The organism is Pseudomonas sp. H1_F01 (assembly GCF_054681425.1).
The window spans coordinates 4,718,916-4,744,201 of record NZ_CP162823.1; the positions used below are offsets into that span (position 1 = coordinate 4,718,916).

Sequence of the window (25,286 nt, forward strand, 5' to 3'; positions counted from 1 at the left end):
GCGAAGGAACATATCTGTGGGAGCAAGGCTTGCCCTTCTGCCACGGAGGTCTGTGTCGTATCAGGAATACCTCAACGCCTGCGCCGGTTCGATCTTCGCCGCACGCCACGCCGGGTACACGGTGGCAAGGAAGCTCAGAATGAACCCGGCCGAGCAGATCAGCAGTACATCACCGCGCTGCAGCTCCGACGGCAGGTTGCTGACGAAATACACATCGGAACTGAAGATGTGCTGGCCACTGACCCGTTCCAGCCAGCCCACCAGCGCACTGACGTTCAGCGCCGCGATCACCCCCAGCACGCCGCCAATCAGCGTACCGACAACGCCAATCACCGTGCCCTGGACCATGAAGATCGCCATGATCTGCCGCGGCGTGGCGCCGATGGTGCGCAGGATCGCGATGTCCGCGCCTTTGTCGTTCACCACCATGATCAGGGTGGCGATGATATTGAACGCCGCCACCGCGACGATCATCAGCAGCAGCAAGCCGATCATGGTTTTTTCCATTTTCATGGCACTGAACAGGCTGCCCTGGGTGTGGGTCCAGTCGTCGGCCTTGTAGGCCGCGCCAAGACCGGTAGCAATGTCACCGGAGACCTTCGGCGCTGCGTACAAGTCCTTCACCGCCAGACGCACGCTTTGCACCTGGTTCGGCTGCCAATGCTGCATCTGTGCGGCATCGGCCAGGTGGATCAGCGCCATGGAGCCGTCCAGCTCGGCGCCCACCTTGAACACACCCACCACATTCAAACGCTGCATCCGTGGGGTGATGCCGCCGGGGGCCGTGCTGACTTCCGGCACGATCAGGGTGATTTTGTCGCCGACATTCAGACGAAAACGCCGGGCGGTGATTTCGCCGATCACCACGCCAAACTCGCCCGGCTTCAAGGCATCGAGACGCCCCTGGACGATATGCTGGGCGACGATGGACACCTTGCCTTCCTGGGCCGGGTCGACGCCGCTGATCTGGATCGGCTGCATCGAGCCCTTATGGCTCAGCATCCCTTCCATCTCGGTAAACGGCACGGCGGCAGTCACTTCAGGGTTTTTCAACGCCGCGGCGGCCACCGGTTGCCAATCGTCGATCGGATTGACGCCGACGATAGTGGCGTGGGGCACCATGCCGAGGATGCGCGAGCTCATTTCGCGCTGGAAGCCGTTCATCACCGACAACACCACGATCATCGCCAGCACACCCAGGGCGAGGCCGATCATCGAGGTCATGGAGATGAACGAAACAAAGCGATTGCGGCGCTTGGCGCGGGTATAGCGCGTGCCGATAAAGATCGATAACGGTCTGAACATTCGCGGGGCACCGTATAAAAATAAAAGACCCGGCGTGTGTAGCAAACGCCGGGTTTCGGTCGGTCAGATGGGCGTCAGGCAACCTTCCTGCAAGTGCAGGACGCGGTCCATCTGCCGGGCCAGGTTCATGTCGTGGGTCACCACCAGGAACGCGGTGCGCATCGACGTGCTGAGCTCCAGCATCAAATCCTGGATGCCTTGGGCGGTGTGGGAGTCGAGGTTGCCGGTCGGCTCATCAAGCATCACCAGGCCAGGCTTGTTGACCAGGGCCCGGGCAATCGCCACGCGCTGGCGCTCACCACCGGACAATTCGGCCGGCTTGTGCTCCAGGCGATGCCCCAGCCCTACCCGCTCCAGCAACGCCGTGGCACGCTGGCGGGCCTCAGGAATCGCCGTGCGACCGATCAACAGCGGCATGCAGACGTTTTCCAGCGCGGTGAACTCGGGCAGCAAATGGTGGAACTGGTAGACGAAACCCAGGGAACGGTTACGCAACAGGCCACGGGCCTTCTCGTTCAGTGCCGAAAGTTCTTCGCCAGCCAGCCAGACACTGCCGGCGGTCGGCGTATCCAGGCCGCCCAGCAGGTTGAGCAAGGTACTTTTGCCCGACCCGGAGGTGCCGACAATCGCCACGCGCTCGCCAGGATGCAACTCCAGTTGCAGGCCCGACAACACCACCACCGACTCCGGACCTTCCTCGTAGGATTTGCCCAGGTTGCGGCAGCTCAAGATTGCTTTTTCACTCATGCCCGACTCACTCATAACGTAACGCCTCCGCAGGCTGGGTGCGCGCGGCACGCCAGGCAGGATACAGGGTGGCGAGGAAACTCAGGACCAACGCGGCGCCGCAGACCATCAACACGTCATCGGCCTGCAATTGCGATGGCAGGTAGTCGATGAAGTACACGTCGGCGTTGAGAAACTTGTGCCCGATCAGGCCTTCGAGGGCGGCAATCGCGGCACTGACGTTCAGCGCGGCGAACATCCCGACCAGAGCGCCGACGAACGTACCGATCACGCCGATGACCGTGCCCTGGACCATGAAGATCCGCATGATCTGCCCCGGCGTGGCACCGAGGGTGCGCAGGATGGCGATGTCGCCCTTCTTGTCGTTCACCACCATCACCAGCGTGGAGATGATGTTGAACGCCGCCACGGCGACGATCAGCAACAGCAGCAGGCCGATCATGGCTTTTTCCATGCGGATCGCCTGGTACAGGTTGCCGTGGGTACGGGTCCAGTCCCGGGCGTAGTAACGGTCTTCGCCGAGCTGCTGGGCGATGGTCCACGCAACGCGCGGTGCCTGGAACAGATCGTCGAACTTCAGCCGCAGGCCCTGGACCTGGTCCGGCTTCCAGCGATGCAGGCGCGCCAGGTCCTGGAGATTGGTGACGCCCAGGTAACCATCCAGCTCGCCGGCGCCGACATGGAAAATGCCGACCACGGTAAAGCGTTTCATGCGCGGGAACATGCCGCCCGGGGTCACGGTGACCTCCGGGGCGACGAAGGTCAGCTTGTCGCCGATGGCCACGCCGAGCTTGGCCGCGGCCTTGTCGCCGATGACGATGCCGAAACTGCCTGGCGCCAGGTCATCGAGTTTTCCCTGTTGCATGAAGTTGTCGATGATCGACACCTGCCGCTCGAGCCCAGGATCGATGCCATTGAGCAAGACCTTGGACACCTTGCCGTCATTGGTCAGCAGCCCCTGCATCTGGGTGAACGGCGCAACGGCCAGCACCTGCGGGTTCTGCTTGACCTTGGCGGCCAGGCTCGGCCAATCGCTGATGGCTTCGCCGGATTCGAGGGTCGCGTGGGGCACCATGCCCAGCACGCGGGTGCGCATCTCATGGTCGAAGCCGTTCATCACCGAGAGCACGACGATCATCACGACCACGCCAAGGGCCAGCCCGATGATGGACGTCAGGGAAATGAACGATACGAAATGATTGCGACGCTTTGCACGGGTATAACGCGTGCCGATAAATACGAAGAGAGGTCTGAACATGTCGGGGCTTGTTCGGAGGGAAAAGGAACGTCCTTGTGGCGGGGGTCACAAACCAGCTTTACACTCAGACCACCGCCGCTACCATGGGTTCGCCATGTCGACATTAGATGAAGAAGATCGCCGCGAATACTACCGTATCGAGGACACGATCGCACTGGAAATTCGGCCCCTGTCCATTCCTGAAGCTGCTGATCAGGAAGTGTTGCAGGATGCTTCTCCACTGTTCAATCTGCTCAGTGAATTGCACCTGAGCGAATTCGAGTCACAGCACCTGCTGCGCCAGATCAGCGAGCGCGAACGCAGCATCGCGGCATACCTCAAGGCAATGAACAAACGCATCGACCTGCTCAGCCAGGTCATTGCCCTGACGGTGCTCGGCGAAATCGGCGAGCCGCAGCCGGTGATCATTTCCGAAGGCGGCATCGACTTCCAACACCCCACGCCGATCGCGGTCGGCACCCACCTGTCGATCAAACTGGTGCTGATGCCGCAAGCCCTCGGCTTGTTGCTGCGGGCACGGGTCACCCACTGCGACCCCAAGGGCGACGGCTTCGACGTCGGCACCGAGTTTGAACGCCCGACCGACGCCCAGCGCCAGTTGCTGGCCCGCTATATCCTGCAGAAACAGGCGCAAGAGCGTCGCCTGGCCCGGGAACAGAACGACTCAGGTATCAATAAGGAAGAACCGTGACCCTCATTTATGGCCACCGCGGCGCCAAGGGCGAAGCACCGGAAAACACCCTGACCGGCTTTCAGGAGTGCCTCAAGCACGGCGTACGCCGTTGCGAGCTGGACCTGCACCTTTCGATGGACGGCGAGTTGATGGTGATCCACGACCCGACCCTCAAGCGCACCACCGATCGCCGGGGCAAGGTGGTGGAGCATACCGCCGCCGAGCTGGTGACCTACGATGCGCGCAAGGGTGGCCCGGGCTGGATCAAGCCATGCCCGATCCCACGCTTGGAGGAGCTGTTCGAGAAGTGTGATTTCGAGCACTGGCAACTGGAGGTCAAGAGCGCCTCGCGCACCCGCGCCGCCGCCACGGTGCTGGGCATCCGCGAAATGGCCCAGCGTTTCGGGCTGCTGGACAAAATCACCATCACGTCCAGCTCCCGGGAAGTGCTCAAGGCAGCCTTGGACCTGACCCCGGACATCTCCCGCGGACTGGTGGCCGAATACGCCTGGCTCGACCCGTTGAAGGTCGCCCAGAGTTACGGCTGCGAGATTCTGGCGCTGAACTGGACCCTGTGCACGCCGGAACGCCTGATCAAGGCGCAGCGCCAGGGGCTGCATGTGTCGGTGTGGACCGTCAACGAGCCCGCGCTGATGCGCAGGCTCGCCGACTTTGGCGCTGACAGCCTGATTACAGACTTTCCCGGTTTGGCCACTGCCACCCTCGAGAATTGCTGAAATCGGTCTCCCCGGCCGGCTCAGGCCACCGGCCGGAGCCGCTCAAAAAAGCCGGTTGAGCCCGTCATAGGCCGCTACCCGATAGGCTTCGGCCATGGTCGGGTAGTTGAACGTGGTGTTGACGAAGTACTTCAACGTGTTCAATTCGCCCGGCTGGTTCATGATCGCCTGGCCGATATGCACGATCTCCGAGGCCTGGTAGCCGAAGCAGTGCACGCCCAGCACTTCCAGGGTCTCGCGGTGGAACAGGATCTTCAGCATGCCTTGCGGCTCGCCGGCGATCTGCGCCCGCGCCATGCTCTTGAAGAACGCCTTGCCCACTTCGTACGGCACCTTGGCCTGGGTCAGCTCCTGCTCGTTCTTGCCGATCGAGCTGATCTCCGGAATGGTGTAGATGCCGGTCGGTACGTCGTTGACGAAGCGCCAGCTGCCGTTGTCGACAATGCTGCCGGCGGCCGAACGGCCCTGGTCGTGAGCGGCACTGGCCAGGCTCGGCCAACCAATCACGTCACCGGCACCGTAGATGTTCGGCACGCACGTGCGGTAGTTCTCGTCGACTTCGATCTGGCCGCGGCTGTTGACCTTCACGCCGATGTTTTCCAGGCCCAGGGTGTCGGTGTTGCCGGTACGACCGTTGCACCAGAGCAAGGCATCGGCCTTGATCTTCTTGCCGGACTTGAGGTGCAGGATCACGCCATTGTCGACGCCTTCGACGCGGTCGTAGTCTTCGTTGTGGCGCACGGTGATGTTGTTGTTGCTGAAGTGATAGCTCAGGGCCTGGGAGATTTCCGAGTCCAGGAAGCTCAGCAACTGGCCGCGGTTATCCACCAGCTCCACCAGCACACCCAGGCCGCTGAAGATCGAGGCGTATTCGCAACCGATCACGCCAGCGCCGTAGACGATGAGCTTACGCGGGGTGTGACCCAGGCTCAGGATGGTGTCGCTATCGTAGATACGTGCATGGTTGAAATCGATGTCGGCCGGGCGATACGGGCGCGAACCGGTGGCGATGATGATGTGCTTGGCCACCAGCTTCTCGACCACGCCATTGCCGCAGACCACTTCAACCGTCTGCTCATCGGCAAAGCTGCCGGTGCCGAAGAACACATCAACGCGATTACGCGCGTAGTAGCCGGTGCGCGAGGCCACCTGCTTGGAGATCACCTTCTCGGCGCTCTTGAGCACGTCCGGGAAGGAGAACCAGCGCGGCTCGCCGATGGCCCGGAACATCGGGTTGGTGTTGAACTGCATGATCTGCCGGACCGAGTGACGCAAGGCCTTGGACGGGATGGTACCCAAGTGGGTGCAGTTGCCGCCGACCTGCCGACGGCTGTCGACCATCGCCACCTTGCGCCCTGCCTTGGCCGCGTTCATTGCCGCGCCTTCCCCCGCCGGGCCGGAGCCCAGTACCACCACGTCGTAGTTGTAGACAGCCATGCGTACTCCTCAGAACAGGCCGCTGTGCCTCACTTGGCACCGACGGCTAAATCATGCCGGCCTGCGGCATGAAGGAACAATTTGGGGCCGGTTCACGAGCCCGGCCACAGTCTATAGAAGCGTCAACGCCGCGCACATTACCCCTTGGTCGCGTCGTAGGCTAGTTTTGCCTGTGCTATTTCGCCACAGGTAACCTTTCAGGGCGCTGTCATCATTGGGTTTTTCCGCTGCTGATCCGTTCAAATGCATCGTTGGTACGGGAGACAAAACGATTGCCATCGCGCAACACGAAAAATACCCCGATGCCATGTTTCTGGGCATAGTCCCAACCCCGTTCAGGACCGAGAATCAGCAACAGCGTCGATAGTCCATCGGCCATCAACGCCGAAGGATGAATCACCGTGACTGACGCCAGGTTGTGTAGGACCGGCGCACCAGTACGTGCATCAAAGGTGTGGGAATAACGCCTGCCGCCCTGTTCGAAATATTTACGGTAGTCGCCCGAGGTCGAAACCCCGTAGCCGTCGACCTCGATGACACGCTCGGCCACTTGCCGGTCGTCCCGAGGCTCCTCCAGGGCAATGCGCCAGGCCGAACCATCGGGCTTGTGCCCCGCGGCCTTGAGTTCGCCGGTGGCTTCGGCCAGGTAACTGTCGATACCCAGGGCCTGGAGCCTGGCGGCGATGCGGTCGACGGCATAGCCTGCGGCGATACTGTTGAAGTCGACTTCCACCGCAGCGTCCTTGCACAACCGATCACCCTCGATGCGCAAATGACCATGGCCGACGCGCTGGCGCACCAGGGCCAAAGCTTCTGCGGTCGGCACTTTCTCTTCCCGGGACTGGGGACCGAAGCCCCACAGGTTCAGCAGCGGCTCCACGGTCAGGTCGAAGGAGCCGTCGCTTTGAACCGACAACTGCTCACCCACGCGGACCAACTCCAGGACCGGGCCAGGCATGACCTGACAGCTGTTGGCCGGCAGCGCGTTGAAACGCTCGATGTCCGAGTCGCTGCGATAGGTCGAGAGTTGCCGATCCACTTCGGCGAGGATGCTTTCCACTTCGGCCTGCACCGTTTTCACAGCGGGCCCGGCGGAATGTCTGACGTACTGAATGGAATAGTGACTGCCCATGGTCGGGCCGTCGAAGCGTTCCAGGGTGTCGCCGTTGCCGCAACCCGACAACACGCCGGCCAGCACCATAAGCCCAATCCATCGTCCAGTTAACAAATCTTCATCTCCCCTCAAAACCGCGCCGGCCATTATGAACTCCAGCGCACGCAAAAACTGTGGGAGCCAATGGAGCCCTGTGGGAGCAAAGCTTGCTCGCGATGCAGACGATACGGTTTAGCTGCAAGACCGCGTCATCGTTCATCGCGAGCAAGCTTTGCTCCCACAGGTTCCAAGGCACCAAGGCTCCCGCAGGGGACGCAGCGCTTCCATACAAGATTTGCCAGAGTGAGTACCTACACATGTCTTCCCAAACGAGCAACGGCAAGGCGATTTTTCGCGTTGTCAGCGGCAACTTCCTGGAGATGTTCGACTTCATGGTCTATGGCTTCTACGCCACAGCCATCGCCAAGACGTTCTTCCCCGCCGACAGTGCGTTCGCCTCGCTGATGCTGTCCCTGGCCACGTTTGGTGCCGGGTTCCTGATGCGTCCCCTCGGAGCGATTTTTCTCGGCGCCTACATCGACCGCCACGGCCGCCGCAAAGGCTTGATCATCACCCTGGCGCTGATGGCCATGGGCACCATACTGATCGCCTGCGTGCCGGGCTACGCCACCCTGGGCGTGGCGGCCCCCTTGCTGGTGCTGCTGGGCCGATTGCTGCAAGGTTTCTCCGCGGGCGTGGAACTGGGCGGCGTGTCGGTTTACCTGGCGGAAATTTCCACGCCGGGGCGCAAGGGTTTCTTTGTCAGTTGGCAATCCGCCAGCCAACAGGCTGCCGTGGTGTTTGCCGGCCTGCTGGGGGTGGGCCTCAATCACTGGCTGAGCCCCCAGGAAATGGGCGAATGGGGCTGGCGCGTACCGTTCCTGGTGGGGTGCATGATTGTGCCGGCGATATTCGTGATTCGTCGCTCACTGGAAGAAACACCTGAGTTCCAAGCGAGAAAACATCGTCCCAGCCTGTCGGAAATTGTCCGTTCCATCGGTCAGAACTTCGGCATTGTCTTGGCCGGCATGGCGCTGGTGGTGATGACCACCGTGTCGTTCTACCTGATCACCGCCTACACACCGACCTTCGGCAAGGCCGAGCTGAACCTGTCGGACCTGGATGCGCTGCTGGTCACGGTGTGCATCGGCTTGTCGAATTTCTTCTGGCTGCCCGTGATGGGGGCGTTTTCCGACAAGATCGGACGTAAACCCCTGCTGCTCGGTGCGACTGTCCTGGCGATCCTCACCGCCTATCCGGCGCTGTCCTGGTTGGTGGCGAACCCCAGCTTCAGTCATTTGCTGATCGTCGAGCTGTGGTTGTCATTCCTGTATGGATCGTACAACGGTGCAATGGTAGTGGCCTTGACGGAAATCATGCCGGTCGAGGTGCGCACCACCGGTTTCTCCCTGGCCTACAGCCTGGCGACAGCGACGTTCGGCGGATTTACCCCGGCAGCCTGTACATATCTGATTCATGTGCTCGACAACAAGGCTGCACCGGGGATATGGCTCAGTGGTGCGGCGGTGCTGGGGTTGATTGCGACTCTGGTGCTGTTCAAGGGCAATCGGCATGCACTGCGGACTGCACAAGCTTCAGTCGTCGGCGGCGCCTGACACATCGCTATCGCGAGCAGGCTCGCGAAGAGGCCGGCCCAGCCAACACAAACCTTCAGATACAAAAACGCCCCGACAAGTCGGGGCGTTTTCACAAGCGGCTAAGGCTTAGCGCGGGAATGCTGGCGGGTTTACACCGGCCATGTCTTCCATCACGCGAACCACCTGGCAGCTGTAACCGAATTCGTTGTCGTACCAGACGTACAGAACAACGCGGTTGTCTTGGCTGATGGTGGCTTCAGCATCCACGACACCGGCGTGGCGCGAGCCCACGAAGTCGGTGGACACCACTTCCTGGGAATTGACGAAGTCGATCTGCTTGTGCAGATCGGAGTGCAGCGCCATGTAGCGCAGGTACTCGTTCATCTCTTCACGGGTGGCGGCTTTCTCAAGGTTCAGGTTGAGAATGGCCATCGACACGTTCGGCGTCGGCACACGGATCGCGTTGCCGGTCAGCTTGCCAGCCAGCTCAGGCAGGGCCTTGGCAGCGGCGGTGGCAGCACCGGTCTCGGTGAGGACCATGTTCAGCGCTGCGCTGCGGCCACGGCGGTCGCCCTTGTGGAAGTTGTCGATCAGGTTCTGGTCGTTGGTGTACGAGTGAACCGTTTCGACGTGACCGTTGACGATGCCGAACTTGTCGTTCACTGCCTTGAGCACCGGCACGATGGCGTTGGTGGTGCAAGAAGCAGCGGAGATGATCTTGTCGTCAGCGGTGATTTCGCCGTGGTTGATGCCGTGAACGATGTTCTTCAGCTTGCCCTTGCCAGGCGCAGTCAGCACGACGCGGGCGATGCCCGGGCAGGTCAGGTGCTGACCCAGGCCCTCGGCATCACGCCATACGCCGGTGTTGTCCACCAGCAGTGCGTCCTTGATGCCGTACTGGGTGTAGTCGACCTCGGTCGGGTTCTTCGCGTAGATCACCTGGATCAGGTTGCCGTTGGCGAGGATGGTGTTGTTTTCTTCATCGATGATGATGGTGCCGTTGAACGAACCATGGACCGAATCACGACGCAGCAGGCTGGCGCGCTTGGTCAGGTCGTTCTCGGCGCCCTTGCGCACCACGATGGCCCGCAGGCGCAGGCCGTCGCCGCCACCGGTTTTTTCGATCAGGATGCGCGCCAGCAGACGGCCGATACGACCGAAGCCGTACAGGACCACGTCAGTGCCTTTGCGAGGCGAAGCGTTCTGCTGGCCAACCACATCGGCCATCTCTTCACGAACGAACTGCTCGGCGCTACGGCCATTGCCTTCGTTGCGGAATTTGAACGCCAACTTGCCCAGATCCACCGAAGCCGCGCCGAGCTTGAGCTCGCTCATGGCTTTGAGCAGGGGGAATGTTTCGTGGACGGAGAGTTCGCTGTCGTCGGAAGAACGGTGGCGAGCAAAGCGGTGGGCTTTGAGGATCGCGATGACAGACTGGTTGATCAGGCTGCGGCCATAGATCGAGCTCACCACGTTGTTATTGCGGTAGAGCTGACCGATGAGAGGGATCATCGCTTCTGCGAGAGCTTCACGATCAATCCATTCACCAAGACACTGGTCGGGCTTCTGAGTCACGGTAACCTTCCACATGTAGGGGCTGAAAAAAGGGGCTACATTATGCCGCCGAGTCCTCGGCGGAGCAATGCGCGCCTGTCGCACCGTGGTTTTCCTGTCTGCCTGGGTAGTCTGCGACTGACAGCAGGCCCCTTCCCCCGCTACAATTGTCGACTTTGTCGCAACGCTGGAGCTCAACCTTCCGTGCCCGTTCTGCGTCTTCCGCTTCTCCCTGCCGCGGCAGGTAAACAGCACTGGGGCAACCTGCCCGGTGCCGCCCTGAGCCTGGCCATCGCCGAGGCTGCCAGCGCTGCAAAGCGTTTCACCCTGCTATTGACCGCCGACAGCCAAAGCGCCGAGCGGCTGGAACAGGAGCTGAGTTTCTTCGCCCCGGATTTGCCGGTCTTGCATTTCCCGGACTGGGAAACCCTGCCCTACGATCTGTTTTCACCGCACCAGGACATCATTTCCCAGCGAATCGCCAGCCTTTACCGGCTGCCGGAACTCAGTCATGGCGTTTTGGTAGTGCCGATCACCACGGCCCTACATCGCCTGGCACCGACCCAATTCCTGCTTGGCAGCAGCCTGGTGCTGGACATCGGCCAGAAGCTCGATGTCGAGCAAATGCGCACGCGCCTTGAGGCCAGTGGCTATCGCTGCGTCGACACGGTGTACGAGCATGGCGAGTTCGCGGTACGCGGCGCCTTGATCGACCTGTTCCCGATGGGCAGCAAACTGCCTTATCGCATCGACCTGTTCGATGACGAAATCGAGACCCTGCGCACCTTCGACCCGGAAAACCAGCGGTCCATCGACAAAGTGCAGTCGATCCGCCTGTTGCCAGCCAAGGAGTTCCCGCTGCAGAAAGATGCCGTGACCCGCTTCAAGGCGCGCTTTCGCGAGCGTTTCGATGTGGATTTCCGGCGCTGCCCGATCTTCCAGGACCTGAGCAGCGGGATCACGCCCGCCGGTATCGAGTACTACCTGCCGCTGTTTTTCGAAGAAACCTCCACCCTGTTCGATTACTTGCCCCAGGACACCCAAGTGTTTTCCCTGCCGGGCATCGAGCAGGCTGCGGAAAACTTCTGGAACGACGTACGCAACCGCTACGAAGAACGTCGCATCGATCCTTCCCGGCCTCTATTGCCGCCGGCCGAGCTGTTCCTGCCGGTGGAAGACTGTTTTGCCCGCCTCAAGAGCTGGCCACGGGTGGTGGCGAGCCAGCAGGACGTGGAAACCGGCGTCGGCCGTGAACGTTTCCCGGCCAAGGCGTTGCCAGACCTGGCCATCGAAGCCAAGGCCACGCAACCTTTGGCGGCGCTGGCTGGCTTTCTCGATGCGTTCCCCGGTCGCGTGTTGTTCACCGCCGAATCCGCGGGTCGTCGCGAAGTGCTGTTGGAGCTGCTTGAGCGCCTGAAGCTGCGACCGAAGACGGTGGACAGCTGGCCGGACTTCGTCGCCGGCAAGGATCGCCTGGCAATTACCATCGCGCCGTTGAACGACGGCCTGGTCCTGGATGACCCGGCCCTGGCCCTGGTCGCCGAAAGTCCTTTGTTCGGCCAGCGCGTCATGCAGCGCCGCCGTCGCGAGAAACGCGCCGACGCCGCCAACGACGCCGTCATCAAGAACCTCACCGAACTGCGCGAAGGCGCACCCGTGGTGCACATCGACCACGGCGTGGGCCGCTACCTGGGCCTGGCGACACTGGAAATCGACAACCAGGCCGCCGAGTTCCTGACCCTGGAATACGCCGAAGGCGCCAAGCTCTACGTGCCGGTGGCGAACCTGCACCTGATCGCCCGCTACACCGGCAGCGACGACGCCCTGGCCCCGCTGCATCGCCTGGGCTCGGAAACCTGGCAGAAAGCCAAGCGCAAGGCGGCCGAACAGGTGCGCGACGTGGCCGCCGAGCTGCTGGACATCTACGCCCGCCGCGCGGCCCGCGAGGGCTATGCCTTCGCCGATCCGAAAGCCGACTACGAAACCTTCAGCGCCGGTTTCCCGTTCGAAGAAACCGTCGACCAGCAGACCACCATCGAAGCCGTGCGCGCCGACATGCTCGCGCCCAAACCCATGGACCGACTGGTGTGTGGCGATGTGGGCTTCGGCAAGACCGAAGTGGCGATGCGCGCCGCGTTCATTGCCGTGCACGGTGGCAAGCAGGTGGCGATCCTGGTGCCGACCACCCTGCTCGCCCAGCAGCACTACAACAGTTTCCGCGACCGCTTTGCCGACTGGCCGGTGACCGTGGAAGTGATGAGCCGTTTCAAATCCACCAAGGAAGTGAACGCCGCCGTGGCCGACCTGGCCGAGGGCAAGATCGACATCGTCATCGGTACGCACAAGCTGCTGCAGGACGACGTGAAGTTCAAGAGCCTGGGGCTGGTGATCATCGACGAAGAGCACCGCTTTGGCGTGCGCCAGAAAGAACAGCTCAAGGCCCTGCGCAGCGAAGTCGACATCCTGACCCTGACCGCCACGCCGATCCCGCGCACGCTGAACATGGCGGTGTCGGGCATGCGCGACCTGTCGATCATCGCCACGCCGCCGGCCCGGCGCCTGTCGGTGCGCACCTTTGTCATGGAGCAGAACAAAAGCACGGTCAAGGAAGCCTTGCTGCGTGAGTTGCTGCGTGGCGGCCAGGTCTATTACCTGCACAACGACGTGAAGACCATCGAGAAATGCGCCGCCGACCTCGCCGAACTGGTGCCGGAAGCGCGGATCGGCATCGGCCACGGGCAAATGCGCGAGCGTGAACTCGAACAGGTGATGAGCGACTTCTACCACAAGCGCTTCAACGTGCTGATCGCCTCGACCATCATCGAGACCGGCATCGACGTGCCGAGCGCCAACACCATCATCATCGAGCGCGCCGACAAATTCGGCCTGGCCCAGCTGCACCAGTTGCGCGGCCGGGTCGGTCGTAGCCACCACCAGGCCTATGCCTACCTGTTGACGCCACCGCGCCAGCAAATCACCCCGGATGCGGAAAAGCGCCTGGAAGCCATCGCCAATACCCAGGACCTTGGCGCCGGCTTCGTGCTGGCCACCAACGACCTGGAAATCCGCGGTGCCGGCGAATTGCTCGGCGACGGCCAGAGCGGCCAGATCCAGGCCGTCGGCTTCACCCTGTACATGGAAATGCTCGAGCGCGCGGTCAAGTCGATCCGCAAGGGCGAACAGCCGAACCTCGATCAACCCCTGGGCGGCGGGCCGGAAATCAACCTGCGGGTGCCGGCACTGATCCCGGAAGACTACCTGCCGGACGTTCACGCACGGCTGATCCTCTACAAACGCATCGCCTCGGCCAGCGACGAGGAAGGCCTCAAGGACTTGCAAGTTGAGATGATCGACCGCTTCGGCCTGCTGCCGGAACCGACCAAGAACCTGGTGCGTACCACGCAGCTCAAGCTCAAGGCCGAACAACTGGGCATCAAGAAAGTCGACGGCGGCCCCAACGGCGGCCGGATCGAGTTCGAGGCCCAGACCCCGGTCGATCCATTGGTGCTGATCAAGTTGATCCAGGGCCAGCCCAAACGCTACAAGTTCGAAGGTGCCACGATGTTCAAATTCATGGTGCCCATGGAGCGCGCGGAAGAGCGTTTCAATATCGTAGAGGCGCTGTTCGAGCGCCTCACTCCGACCACTGCTTGAAGGACGCCACATGCGCCTGTTTTGCTCACTGACCTTGTTGTTGACCCTGGTCGCTCCCCTGGCGTTTGCCGATGACCTGTATCAGGTTGAAATGATCCTGGTGCGCCAGAACGCCGAGCCGGCGATTGTCAGCCGTGCCGCACCGGAAGACTGGGACGCCGGCGCGCAACGCCTGGACGCGGATAGCCAGCGCACACCGGCCATGGGCAACATCGTCGAGAAACTCACTGCCAGCGGCCAATACACGGTATTGATGCATAAGGCCTGGCAGCAGACCCTCGGTGAGCAGGGACGCAAAGTCGCCATCAGCGACGGTGCCGAACAGTTCGGGCAATTCCCCATCGAAGGCACCCTGGAACTGAAGCTGGGCCGTTTCACCGACGTGGATGCCGATTTCTGGATCAACCAGATCAACGCCAATGGCCTGGTCACCGCCAGCGAGCGTCTCAAGCAGCAGAGCCACACCAAGAATGGCCAACTGAACTTCCTCGACAACGGTCATCTTGGCCTGCTGATCAAGATCACCTCGTTGACCGCGCCCGCGCCACGGCAGGCACCTGAAGTCATTCCGGACTGATTGGCGCGCCTATGCCCTCGCCCCTGAGCAAACCCCTGGCACCTTCCTGGGTCAATCGATTCAAGGAACAGAGCCTGGAGCGCGGGCGCCGTTATGCGCTGGAAAACCGCGTCAGGATTGTCGAGGCCGGCGACAGCACCATCACCGCCAGCTGCGAAGGCTCTGGCGGTAACGTCTACCGTCAGACCATTCGCCTTAAAGAGTCAGCCAAGGGCACGCTGATTCTGCTCGAAGCCGCGTGCTCCTGCCCGGTGCGCATCAACTGCAAGCACTGCGCAGCCGTGTTGCTGCAAGTCCAGGAAACCCTGGCCTACCCAGCCGCCGAAAAAGACGCGCAATTACTGGAGAAACTCCAGGCCGTGCTGGACAACCGCAGCCCCAAGGCCCCGCCACAAGTGCTGGTGGACAACGTGCAACCGGTGCCGCGCCTGTGGCTGGCCAGTATCGAGTTCAGCGCCTTCGAGCCGCGCAACGGCAAAATGCAGCGCTACATTCAACACCGCGCCGCGCTGTCGTTCAGCTACCTGGACGAATACGTCAGCGGCCAGCGCAACACCGACGTGCTGATTCGCCAGGAAACCCAGACACTGCGGATAAAACGCCACACCGATGTGGAACAGTCCTACCGCGAACAGCTGCGAATCCTCGGCTTCAAGGTCGCGACCCGACAAAGCAAGGCCCTGCCGGAAAGCGCCGGCGAACTGTACGAGATGGTCAACGACAGTGCCTGGCTGACCTTCACCCTCAACGACCTGCCGAAACTGCGCAGCCAGGGCTGGGAACTGCAGATCGACGAGGACTTCGGCTTCGACCTGACGGCAGTGGACGAGTGGTACGCCACCGTCGAGGAAACGCCGGAGCGGGACTGGTTCGACCTCGAACTGGGGATCATCGTCAACGGTGAGCGCCTGAGCCTGCTACCGATCCTGTTGAACCTGATGCGCTCGCACATCGAATTGTTCAACCCGGAACGCCTGGCCCGGCGTCGGGACGACGAACTCATTCTGGTCAACCTGCCCAACCGTCCGAACTCGGAGTTCGGCCCGCAGCAGGTGGCCCTGCCCTATGGCCGGCTGAAGCCGGTGCTGGCGACCCTGGGCGAGTTTTACCTGCAAGAACCCGGCACCACCAAACTGCGCCTCAACAGCGCGGACGCCTTGCGCTTGAACCCGCTGCAGGACATGCCGTTGACCTGGGAAGGTGGCGAACACATTCGCGGCCTGGCCCAACGCCTGCGGGACATCAAGGATTACACTGCCACCGCGCCAGAGGGCCTGAACGCGACGCTACGGCCGTATCAACTCGAAGGCTTGAGCTGGATGCAATCGCTGCGACAGCTGGAAGTCGGCGGCATTCTCGCGGACGACATGGGCCTGGGCAAAACCCTACAGACCCTGGCGCACATTCTCAGCGAAAAAAACGCCGGACGCCTCGACCGACCGTGCATGGTCGTCATGCCGACCAGCCTGATCCCCAACTGGCTCGACGAGGCCGCTCACTTCACGCCGCAGCTCAAGGTGCTGGCCCTGTATGGCGCCGGGCGCAAAAAGCATTTCGACCGATTGGCCGATTACGACCTGGTCCTCACCACCTATGCCCTGCTGCCCAAGGATGTCGAGCGCCTGGCCGCGCAGCCGTTGCACGTGCTGATCCTCGATGAAGCCCAGTACATCAAGAACCCCACCAGCAAAGCCGCCCAGGCCGCCCGCGAGCTCAACGCCCGCCAGCGGCTGTGCCTGTCCGGCACGCCGCTGGAAAATCACCTGGGCGAATTGTGGTCGCTGTTTCACTTCCTGCTGCCGGGGTGGCTTGGGGACGTCAAGAGTTTCAACCGCGATTACCGTGTACCGATAGAAAAGCGCGGCAGCGATGTACGACTGCAGCACCTCAATGGTCGGATAAAACCTTTCCTGCTGCGCAGGACCAAGGAGCAAGTGGCGACAGAGTTGCCGCCCAAGACCGAGATCATCCATTGGGTCGAACTCAGCGATGCCCAGCGGGACGTCTACGAAACCATGCGCCTGGCGATGGACAAGAAGGTCCGCGACGAGATCACCCGCAAAGGCGTGGCCCGCAGCCAGATCATCATTCTCGAAGCGCTGCTCAAGCTGCGCCAGGTGTGTTGCGACCTGCGCCTGATCAACGACGCCACCCTGCCCGCCCGAGGCAGCACCTCGGGCAAGCTCGACAGCCTGATGGAAATGCTCGAAGAACTGTTTGAAGAAGGTCGCCGGGTGCTGTTGTTTTCCCAATTCACGTCCATGTTGGCGCTGATTGAAGAGGAGCTGAAGAAACGCGGCGTCGAGTACGCCATTCTGACCGGCCAGACCCGCGACCGACGCACGCCCGTCAAGGAATTCCAGAGCGGCAAGCGTCAGATCTTTCTGATCAGCCTGAAGGCTGGCGGTGTAGGCCTGAACCTGACCGAGGCCGACACAGTGATTCACTACGATCCATGGTGGAACCCGGCGACCGAAAACCAGGCGACCGACCGCGCCTACCGCATCGGCCAGGAAAAACCGGTATTCGTCTACAAGCTGATTGCCCGAGGCACGGTGGAAGAGAAGATCCAGCTACTGCAAAAGGAAAAATCCGACCTCGCGGCCGGTGTGCTGGACGGGCGTGTGGCCGGGGATTGGAAACTGCAGAGCGACGATATCGAAGCATTGTTCGCGCCGCTGCCGGACAAACTGGAAAAGCGCTGATTCACACCGTTTCCTGTGGGAGCTGAGCGTGCTCGCGATGGCGGTGGTTCAGCTTACACAGATGTTGACTGCACTGCCGCCATCGCGAGCACGCTCGGCTCCCACAGGGGATTTGCAGCGTCCACAAAGCCGGAGCCCGCCCCACTCCAATGTGGGAGCGAGCCTGCTCGCGATGGCTGACTATCAGGCGACATAGCCAGTGAATGTGCCGGTGAATCAGGTCTTGGGCAACGGCGCAAACAACGCTTCGATATCGCTCTGCTCAAGCTTCCACCCACCCGTCGCGCCGCCATCCAGCAGACTGCCCGCCAACGCGGCCTTATCCTCCTGAAGCGCCTGTATCTTCTCTTCCACCGTGCCTCGGGCAATCAGCTTGTAGACGAACACTGGCTTGTTTTGACCGATCCGATAAGCCCGGTCGGTCGCCTGATTTTCCACCGCTGGGTTCCACCACGGATCGAAGTGAATCACCGTGTCGGCAGCCGTCAGATTGAGCCCCGTACCGCCGGCCTTGAGGCTGATTAGAAACAGCGACACCTTGCCACTCTGAAATTCCCTCACCGGGGTGCGGCGATCCGTGGTGGATCCGGTCAGTAAGGAATAGGTCAGGCTGCGCTTTTGCAGTTCCTCCTCGATCAGGGACAGCATCGAGGTGAACTGGGAAAACAGCAGAATCTTGCGCCCTTCGCTGAGCAACTCTTCAAGCATCTCCATTAAACTGATCAACTTGCCGCTGCCGGAACGTAGCGCTTTGGCGGTCTGTACGGTATTGAGCAGCCGCAGGTCGCAGCAGACCTGGCGTAACTTGAGCAACGCGTCGAGAATGATAATCTGGCTACGGGCCACGCCGCTGCGAGCGATTTCGTCGCGCACTTTCCTGTCCATGGCCACACGCACGGCTTCATAGACATCCCGCTGTCCGTCACTGAGGTCGACCCAATGGACGATTTCAGTCTTGGGTGGCAGCTCAGTAGCGACTTGTTCTTTTTTACGCCGCAGTAGAAACGGTTTTATTCGCGCCGTCAGATGGTGCATTCGCTCGCTGTTGCCATGTTTTTCGATCGGCGTCCGGTAGTCTCGGTTGAAGCTTTTGTTATCCCCCAACCAGCCGGGCAGGAGGAAATGAAACAGCGACCAGAGTTCGCCCAAGTGATTTTCCAGGGGCGTACCGGACAGGCACAAGCGCTGCCGGGCATTGAGTTCGCGAGCAGCCTGGGCGGCCTTGCTGGTGGGATTCTTGATGTTCTGCGCTTCATCGAGAATCAGCACACTCCAGGCCTGGGGTTTCAGCGCCTCCAGATCCCGCGGCAACAAGGCATAAGTCGTCAGAATCAGGTCGTACTGTGCAAGGCTGGCGAAATCTTTTTGCCGGGCTGCACCATGAAGCGCCACGACGTTGAGCTGCGGCGTGAAGCGTGCCGCTTCGTCGAGCCAGTTGGGAATCAGACTGGTGGGCATGACTGCAAGCGCCGGGACATCCAGGCGCCCGGCCTGCTTCTCACAAAGCAGGTGAGCCAGGGTCTGCAAGGTTTTACCCAAGCCCATGTCATCGCCCAGGATGCCGCCGACTTCCAGCTCGCGCAGGGTCTGCATCCAATTGAACCCTTCCAGTTGATAAGGTCGCAGGGTGGCTTTGAGCCCCATCGGCGCCGGGACATGAGCATGAGTCGACTCGTGTAATCGCTTGGCGAACGTACGCAACCGCTCCCCGCCTTGCCAGGTCAATGGCACGCTTTCAAGCACATTCAACCTGGCCGCATCAAAGGCATTCAACCGTATCGAGTCACCCCGGTGCTCCTTCATGTACAACTCACCAAGCGTTGCCATCAGCGGCTTGACCCGCCCATATGGCAACGCGACCTTCACACCAGGACCCGCCCCGAACTTTCCGCCGTTGAGATCGAGCAACATCAACTCTTCATCACCACGCCGATCAAGGTTGTCCGGATCCATCATCTCGGGGCTTGAGCGGAGCAGATGAAGCAAGATCGGCAGCAGGCTGTGCCGTTTTCCATCCACGACAATGCCCAGTTGTAAATCGAACCACTCTCGACCGGGAGACTCCTCGATGTCGGCGTACAACTGCTCCACCGGTTGCAGATCGAAATGAAAACCCGCTTCGATATCGATCTGCCAATTGGCGGCACGCAATCGCGGCAGGCCTTTGTCCATGAAGGCCAACCAGGCGTGGTCATCCGCCATTTGAAATAGCTCACCCCCGATGTCCGCCAGCGCAAGGCTCTTGCGACTGGTTTTCTTGAAACCTACCTTACGCAGAACGGTGCGAAAGGCTTGCTCGACATCCGGTTTACGCTGAATGCGCAAAATTTCGGTTCCGGACAGGATCGACAGTTCGGTGGATGCTTTGTCGTCCGCCACATGACCATCATAAATAAAGGTCAGTGCCGCGCGATGTTCTGGAACAGATTTCCAGTGCCGGAAGGTGATTGCACTTCCCAACGTCAACAACGCTCGCGGTTCAACACCTTCGATGATGCGCTCAGTCAGTTCTTTCGGCGGCGGGATAGGTCGGTCGACAGCGTTGATCCTATGGCTGAAAAGCACAACATCCCGAGCGGGTACCTCCGGCGCACGGCATAAATGGCACGCCAATTTGTCGTCCACTTCATAGGACAGCCGGCCAAGTTCCCTGCGCGATAAATCCAGATAATGAAGCGGCTCAAGCACCAGGAGGTTATCCAGTACCTGATCGCCACTGCGCCACCGAGACCGATAGTTGCCATTGGCCTGCTCAGCCCAGAAAAACTGCGCATTTTTTAGCGGACCTGCGCCCAATGGCTGCGGCGGGTCGAAATCCAGGAACAAGCGCGAGGACTTTAATGCCAGCGCCAGCACTTCGGCGCCGCTGCGACCTTGCAACGGAAAGCTGTTCTGGCTGTGATAATGCTGACTGCTGATAAGCGACTGGCCAATTTGCTTGTCGACGTCGGACATATAATTCGGAGAACGATTCAGCATGTCCGTCAGTTGGCCAAACGCTTTCAGATCCTTCAGGGAACCATCATCGAGCTGGCGCCCCTTGAAGAGTTCCAAAATCCACTGCCCTATGTGCGTCTTCTTGAGTTTGTAGAAGATCCGGACATCGGCGTCTTTTTTGCTCGGTAGCGAATCGGCGTCCCACTCGGGAATACCCTTGATCCAGGTTTCAAGTTCAGAACTCAGGCGCTCGCTGGCGGAGCCGGCCTCCAGCGCTTGCGGATTCCACATCAAATGGAACATGACGGCAGCGCAGTGCTTGCAGCTGTTACCGACCGGGCACGAACATTCGTAACGAACGCCGTCGTAGCCCCGATAACGAGTGAGCTCGATCACCTGCTGATAGACATTATCGCCGCCACCCTCGCATTCGGCGTGAATCGATTGCTCGTCTATCCGCAGTATCCGTACTCGGTCTCTCTCGGCGTAGTCGAACCCGCGCTGAAGGTAACTCTGATGGAAGTCTTCTCCCCAATCCGTCTCAAGAAGCGCCTCAATTGGCTGGGTCATGGGCACCGCCGAGCATTACGCATATCAGTCACGACACTTCCTCAATCAACCAGCTGGGCAGCCCTCAGCGCGCCGAGCGCCGCCAGCCAGCGAGGGTCCTGACGGTATTCAGTGGAGGCACAGGCCTGGCCGCGCATGCGGGCGATCCGTGCCGAAGGCTTGACCTTCAGGCGCTGGGCAGCGCTCAAGGCCAACTCCGCGGCAGCACGGTCATTGCACACCAAGCCCATGTCGCAACCCGCCGTCAAAGCAGCCTCGATACGACTGGCAGCATCACCGACCACATGAGCCCCGGCCATCGACAGGTCATCACTGAAGATCACGCCATCGAATTGCAACTCGCCGCGCAGGATGTCCTGCAGCCAGCGGCGGGAAAACCCGGCTGGATTGGGGTCAACCTGCGGGTAGATGACATGGGCCGGCATGACGGCGGCCAGTTGTTTGCTCAGCCTGGCAAACGGCACCAGGTCGTTGGCGCGAATCTGCTCCAGGCTGCGCTCATCGTTCGGAATCGCCACGTGGGAATCGGCCTCGGCCCAGCCATGCCCCGGAAAATGCTTGCCAGTGGCGGCCATCCCGGCGGCGTTCATGCCGCGGATGAAGGCACCGGCCAATAACGCAGCGCGCTCGGGGTCACCCTCGAAGGAACGACTGCCGACGACGGCGCTGCGCTGGTAATCGAGGTCCAGCACCGGGGCAAAGCTCAAGTCGAGACCGACCGCCAGCACTTCTGTGGCCATGATCCAGCCGCACTGCTCGGCGAGGTACTCGGCGTTCGGGTTATCGGCTATCGCCCGCATCGCCGGCAACCGCACAAAACCCTGGCGCAGCCGCTGGACACGACCACCTTCCTGATCCACCGCCAATAAAAGGTCAGGGCGGATGGCGCGGATCGACGCGCTCAACTCACGCACCTGACGTGGATGCTCGATATTGCGGGCAAAGATGATCAGCCCGCCTACCTCAGGCTGGCGCAACAGGTGGCGATCTTCGGCCGTCAGCCAGGTACCGGCGACGTCCACCATCAACGAGCCTTGCAGGCCAGCAGTCATAGCATTTCCTTAATAACGATGAACCCGCGCGACAACACAGGCACGACCACACGGCAAGGCCCAAGGCCCGGCAGGTCGCGGTCACGCAATGACAAATGGAACGGGTTCGAAACGAGAGTCGGCATGGGCGGCTAGCTTAGCGGATGTAGGCAGCCGCGCCCACCCGTGCACTTACGCCTTGGCCAGCGCCGGCGTCGATTTACTGCGCGGACGCAATTGCGCGGCCGCCATGGCTTCATCGGTGACGCCACTTTCGGCGCGCATGCCGGCCGCCAGGAACGGCACCATCAGGCGCATCACCTGTTCGATCGAGGTGTTCACGCCAAAGTCGGTTTCAGCAATGGCGCGCAACGCCTTGATACCGGACATGCTGAACGCCGCGGCGCCGAGCATGAAGTGCACTCGCCAGAACAACTCGATGGGCGGAATACGCGGTGCGGCTTCGTTGACCAGCAGCATGTAGCGCCGGAAAACCTTGCCGTACATGTCTTCCAGGTAACGTCGCAGGTGGCCCTGGCTCTGACTGAAAGCAAGGCCCAACAGGCGCATGAAAATGGAAAGGTCGTTACCGCTGCGCGGTTGCACGACAAGGGCTTGCTCGACCAGGATTTCCAGTAGCTCTTCCAGGGTCGGCTTGACGTCAGGCTTGGCCTGCCGGCGCTCCAGTTCGCGATCGAGGCTGAGGCAGAAAGGCCCGAGGAATCGCGAGAATACCGCCTGGATCAGGGCCTTTTTCGAGCCGAAATGATAGTTCACCGCCGCCAGGTTCACCCCGGCCTTGCTGGTGATCAGACGCAACGAGGTTTCAGCGAAACCTTTTTCCGCGAACAACTGCTCGGCAGCATCGAGAATGCGTTCAACGGTTTCCGACTGGGCCATGGTTACTCCGCCTGACAAACACTTGTTTGAAACATACGTTTCAGCCTAGGGGTTGTCAAGCCTGCCGGGGCGTTTTGCGAACGCCCGGTCACGTATTTAACCACACCTTTTCACGGGTGGTAGCCATGTCGCATCCAACAGCCTGACCGACCGTCCAGCGGCCGGTGAAAAAAGGAGGATTGCCAAGCGCCCTCCACTGTATATAATCCCAGTCACTGTATAAAAAGACAGAGCGATCAATATGCTAAAGCTGACGCCACGCCAAGCAGAGATTCTGGCCTTCATCAAACGCTGCCTCGAAGACAACGGCTACCCGCCAACCCGCGCGGAAATCGCCCAGGAACTGGGTTTCAAGTCGCCCAACGCGGCTGAAGAACACCTCAAGGCGCTGGCGCGCAAGGGTGCTATCGAAATGACCCCGGGCGCATCCCGTGGCATTCGCATCCCCGGCTTCGAAGCCAAGGCCGACGAAACCACCCTGCCGATCATCGGCCGGGTAGCGGCAGGCGCACCGATCCTGGCCCAGCAGCATGTCGAGGAGTCCTGCAACATCAATCCTTCGTTCTTCCATCCTCGGGCCGACTACCTGCTTCGTGTACACGGCATGAGCATGAAGGACATCGGCATCTTCGACGGTGACCTCCTGGCCGTGCACACCACCCGCGAAGCCCGCAATGGCCAGATCGTGGTGGCGCGAATCGGCGACGAAGTGACCGTCAAGCGCTTCAAGCGCGACGGCAGCAAGGTCTGGCTCATCGCCGAGAACCCGGAGTTCGCGCCCATCGAAGTGAATCTGAAAGATCAGGACCTGGTCATCGAAGGCTTGAGCGTCGGCGTCATTCGCCGCTAAAGGAGGCTTTATGCAGTTCCCTCACACACCACAACACACACAACTTCCGCTGTTCGAGGCATTTATGGCCCAACCGCTGGTTCCAGTCCTGAAAGAGGTCATCGAGTCGCCCTGGGGCGTCGAGCCCGAGGCTTTCAGCGAACTGTCGTTACGTGGTGCGGCTGGAAACTGCCTGAACCTGCTGGCGCCGATTCTGCGAGAACTCAGCCAGGACCAGGATGCTCGCTGGCTGACGCTGATCGCACCACCGGCCAGCGTCACCCAGGCCTGGCTGCGGGATGCCGGCCTGAACCGCGAACGCATCCTGTTGTTGCAGCCGCGGGGCACCCAAAGCGCCCAACAGTTGACCTGCGAAGCCTTGCGCCTGGGCCGCAGCCACACCGTGGTCAGCTGGCTCAACCCGTTGACCGCCACCGCACGGCAACAGTTGATCAGCGCCGCCCGTACCGGGGACGCACAAAGTCTGAACATTCGATTGGGCTAAGACAAACGCGGGGCTTCTCCAAGGCAGAGAAGCCGACCAGCCACACTATCCAAAAAAGCCGACAGACGGGATCAATGAAGAACCCGCGGCCCCTCTTCCTTGTTGAATTCGCCTTCAACCAGGCGACCTGCCATCTGAACGCCCACGCTCAGCATCGCCTTGGCGACTTCGACGTGTTGGCCCTGGAGGAATACCTTGGCATCTTCGGAGAAGTTCAGGGTAACCAGAGAACCCTCGTCCTCAGCCCTGCGCAGCTCGATGCGGCCATCAGGAAGTTCGACAATTTCTAGAAAGGACGTAGGCATAAAAGTCTGTTCTCCACGAAAGGCGAGGATTATATAGTCATCGGCCAGGCTCCGCTCGGGATCTTGACCAAGCGTTATCAACGAACGTAACGGGCCGTGGGGAAACTCAGCACTCGTTCAAACCTTCACGAAAGCGTATCGCCAGGCTCTTGAGGTTCTGACGCCAACTCTCCAGCTCCTCCCGGCTCAACTCCTGCTCGGGTTCTTGATCGTCCAGATTGACCGCCACGATCAACGGCTGGGTCACGTCCCCCTTGGGCTTGCGCGGGGCACGTGGCGGTTCGAACAGCGCCGCATGGGCCGCCAATAGCTTCGCCAGCCAGGTTTCCGGGTTGTGCGCCAGCTCGACCATTTCGGCCAATTCCGGGATAGCAATGGTTTCCAGCACTTCGCGGGTCAACAACAGCTCGGCCCGCGGTGCATTCGCTTGAGGCAGGCGATAGAAACCGGCGATTTCATGGCACAACCCCAACAATGCACCGTACAGGTGAAACAGCACGGATTCGCGCCCTGCCTGGAGCAGCGCCGGGGAATTCATCGCACGTCCGTCCTCGGCCCTGGTAAGCGCCTCGAGCGACAGACCGGCGAAATAGATTTTCTGATTGGTGCGGGTATAGAGTTCGTGGGCCATGGCGGCATCTCCCCAACGAAATGAAAGCTTCACGCAAGTGCGACAGTGTCATGGATCAACCGAGGCCACTGCAAGCCAAAAACAAAAAGGCCGCATGAAAACCTATGGGTTGTCATGCGGCCTTTTGTTCACATGGGACTTATTGGGACGGCTGCGTCCGAAACGTCGGACCGGTCCAGC

The 25,286-nt window shown here is 60.9% G+C and carries 19 protein-coding genes; 8 read left to right on the plus strand and 11 right to left on the minus strand.

Annotated features, from left to right (window positions below):
* Positions 1-60: 60 nt before the first annotated feature.
* From AB4O09_RS21350 to AB4O09_RS21360, 3 genes are all read right to left on the minus strand, one after another.
* On the minus strand, positions 61-1,305 hold the full coding sequence (locus AB4O09_RS21350) for a lipoprotein-releasing ABC transporter permease subunit (RefSeq protein ID WP_003199679.1): 1,245 nt from the start codon (positions 1,303-1,305) through the stop codon (positions 61-63).
* A 63-nt stretch (positions 1,306-1,368) separates the two neighbouring features.
* On the minus strand, positions 1,369-2,052 hold the full coding sequence (lolD, locus tag AB4O09_RS21355) for a lipoprotein-releasing ABC transporter ATP-binding protein LolD (protein WP_162843734.1): 684 nt from the start codon (positions 2,050-2,052) through the stop codon (positions 1,369-1,371).
* Positions 2,053-2,059: 7 nt separating this feature from the next.
* Positions 2,060-3,310 (minus strand): lipoprotein-releasing ABC transporter permease subunit, encoded by a 1,251-nt coding sequence (locus AB4O09_RS21360; RefSeq protein WP_003199675.1) that lies wholly within the window; start codon positions 3,308-3,310, stop codon positions 2,060-2,062.
* Between the two features lie 94 nt (positions 3,311-3,404).
* Between AB4O09_RS21360 and AB4O09_RS21365 the strand changes: the two genes are divergently transcribed.
* Both AB4O09_RS21365 and AB4O09_RS21370 read left to right on the plus strand, forming a co-directional pair.
* A complete protein-coding gene (locus AB4O09_RS21365; protein WP_003199673.1) occupies positions 3,405-4,001 on the plus strand; it encodes a PilZ domain-containing protein in 597 nt (198 codons plus the stop codon).
* The gene (locus AB4O09_RS21370; protein ID WP_003199672.1) at positions 3,998-4,720 is read left to right on the plus strand and encodes a glycerophosphodiester phosphodiesterase; all 723 of its coding nucleotides are present in this window, start codon (positions 3,998-4,000) and stop codon (positions 4,718-4,720) included. Before AB4O09_RS21365 ends, AB4O09_RS21370 begins: the two co-directional genes overlap by 4 nt.
* A gap of 42 nt (positions 4,721-4,762) precedes the next feature.
* Here the strand turns inward: AB4O09_RS21370 and sthA are convergent, their stop codons facing one another.
* Both sthA and AB4O09_RS21380 read right to left on the minus strand, forming a co-directional pair.
* Positions 4,763-6,157 (minus strand): Si-specific NAD(P)(+) transhydrogenase, encoded by a 1,395-nt coding sequence (sthA, locus tag AB4O09_RS21375; protein ID WP_003183399.1) that lies wholly within the window; start codon positions 6,155-6,157, stop codon positions 4,763-4,765.
* 211 nt (positions 6,158-6,368) lie between these two features.
* Positions 6,369-7,358 carry an FAD:protein FMN transferase gene (locus AB4O09_RS21380; RefSeq protein ID WP_027912666.1) on the minus strand — a complete coding sequence of 330 codons (990 nt, stop codon included), beginning with the start codon at positions 7,356-7,358 and terminating at the stop codon, positions 6,369-6,371.
* Between the two features lie 269 nt (positions 7,359-7,627).
* On the opposite strand from AB4O09_RS21380, the gene tcuC reads away from it, so the two are divergent.
* Complete coding sequence (gene tcuC / locus AB4O09_RS21385; RefSeq protein WP_013692626.1) at positions 7,628-8,926, plus strand: MFS transporter; 1,299 nt, start codon at positions 7,628-7,630, stop codon at positions 8,924-8,926.
* Between the two features lie 108 nt (positions 8,927-9,034).
* On the opposite strand, the gene AB4O09_RS21390 is transcribed toward tcuC, so the two are convergent.
* On the minus strand, positions 9,035-10,498 hold the full coding sequence (locus AB4O09_RS21390) for a glyceraldehyde-3-phosphate dehydrogenase (protein WP_003199666.1): 1,464 nt from the start codon (positions 10,496-10,498) through the stop codon (positions 9,035-9,037).
* Positions 10,499-10,666: 168 nt separating this feature from the next.
* On the opposite strand from AB4O09_RS21390, the gene mfd reads away from it, so the two are divergent.
* The 3 genes from mfd to AB4O09_RS21405 are packed head-to-tail and all read left to right on the plus strand — an operon-like array spanning position 10,667 to position 17,398.
* Entirely contained in the window at positions 10,667-14,116 is a 3,450-nt protein-coding gene (gene mfd / locus AB4O09_RS21395; RefSeq protein ID WP_003199664.1) for a transcription-repair coupling factor, read from the plus strand.
* 10 nt (positions 14,117-14,126) lie between these two features.
* Entirely contained in the window at positions 14,127-14,693 is a 567-nt protein-coding gene (locus AB4O09_RS21400) for a CsiV family protein (RefSeq protein WP_003199661.1), read from the plus strand.
* A gap of 11 nt (positions 14,694-14,704) precedes the next feature.
* Positions 14,705-17,398, plus strand: coding sequence for a DEAD/DEAH box helicase (locus AB4O09_RS21405; RefSeq protein ID WP_003199659.1), 2,694 nt, complete (start codon positions 14,705-14,707; stop codon positions 17,396-17,398).
* 216 nt (positions 17,399-17,614) lie between these two features.
* On the opposite strand, the gene AB4O09_RS21410 is transcribed toward AB4O09_RS21405, so the two are convergent.
* The 3 genes from AB4O09_RS21410 to AB4O09_RS21420 all read right to left on the minus strand — a co-directional run bounded on the left by AB4O09_RS21410 (position 17,615) and on the right by AB4O09_RS21420 (position 22,836).
* Positions 17,615-20,905 (minus strand): DEAD/DEAH box helicase, encoded by a 3,291-nt coding sequence (locus tag AB4O09_RS21410; RefSeq protein WP_460107506.1) that lies wholly within the window; start codon positions 20,903-20,905, stop codon positions 17,615-17,617.
* Positions 20,906-20,946: 41 nt separating this feature from the next.
* Positions 20,947-21,945, minus strand: a complete 999-nt coding sequence (nagZ, locus tag AB4O09_RS21415; protein ID WP_172831549.1) for a beta-N-acetylhexosaminidase — start codon at positions 21,943-21,945, stop codon at positions 20,947-20,949.
* A 183-nt stretch (positions 21,946-22,128) separates the two neighbouring features.
* Positions 22,129-22,836 carry a TetR/AcrR family transcriptional regulator gene (locus AB4O09_RS21420; protein ID WP_013692622.1) on the minus strand — a complete coding sequence of 236 codons (708 nt, stop codon included), beginning with the start codon at positions 22,834-22,836 and terminating at the stop codon, positions 22,129-22,131.
* 241 nt (positions 22,837-23,077) lie between these two features.
* Between AB4O09_RS21420 and lexA the strand changes: the two genes are divergently transcribed.
* Together lexA and sulA are read left to right on the plus strand one after the other, a co-directional pair.
* Positions 23,078-23,686: a transcriptional repressor LexA gene (lexA, locus tag AB4O09_RS21425; protein WP_003199651.1), complete on the plus strand. Its 609-nt coding sequence runs from the start codon at positions 23,078-23,080 to the stop codon at positions 23,684-23,686.
* Positions 23,687-23,696: 10 nt separating this feature from the next.
* The gene (sulA, locus tag AB4O09_RS21430; RefSeq protein ID WP_003199648.1) at positions 23,697-24,170 is read left to right on the plus strand and encodes an SOS-induced cell division inhibitor SulA; all 474 of its coding nucleotides are present in this window, start codon (positions 23,697-23,699) and stop codon (positions 24,168-24,170) included.
* Between the two features lie 71 nt (positions 24,171-24,241).
* Here sulA and AB4O09_RS21435 read toward each other — a convergent pair whose 3' ends face one another.
* Both AB4O09_RS21435 and AB4O09_RS21440 read right to left on the minus strand, forming a co-directional pair.
* Positions 24,242-24,475, minus strand: a complete 234-nt coding sequence (locus tag AB4O09_RS21435) for a hypothetical protein (protein WP_003183419.1) — start codon at positions 24,473-24,475, stop codon at positions 24,242-24,244.
* A gap of 106 nt (positions 24,476-24,581) precedes the next feature.
* Positions 24,582-25,106, minus strand: coding sequence for a DUF6586 family protein (locus AB4O09_RS21440; protein WP_123351306.1), 525 nt, complete (start codon positions 25,104-25,106; stop codon positions 24,582-24,584).
* Positions 25,107-25,286: the final 180 nt, after the last annotated feature.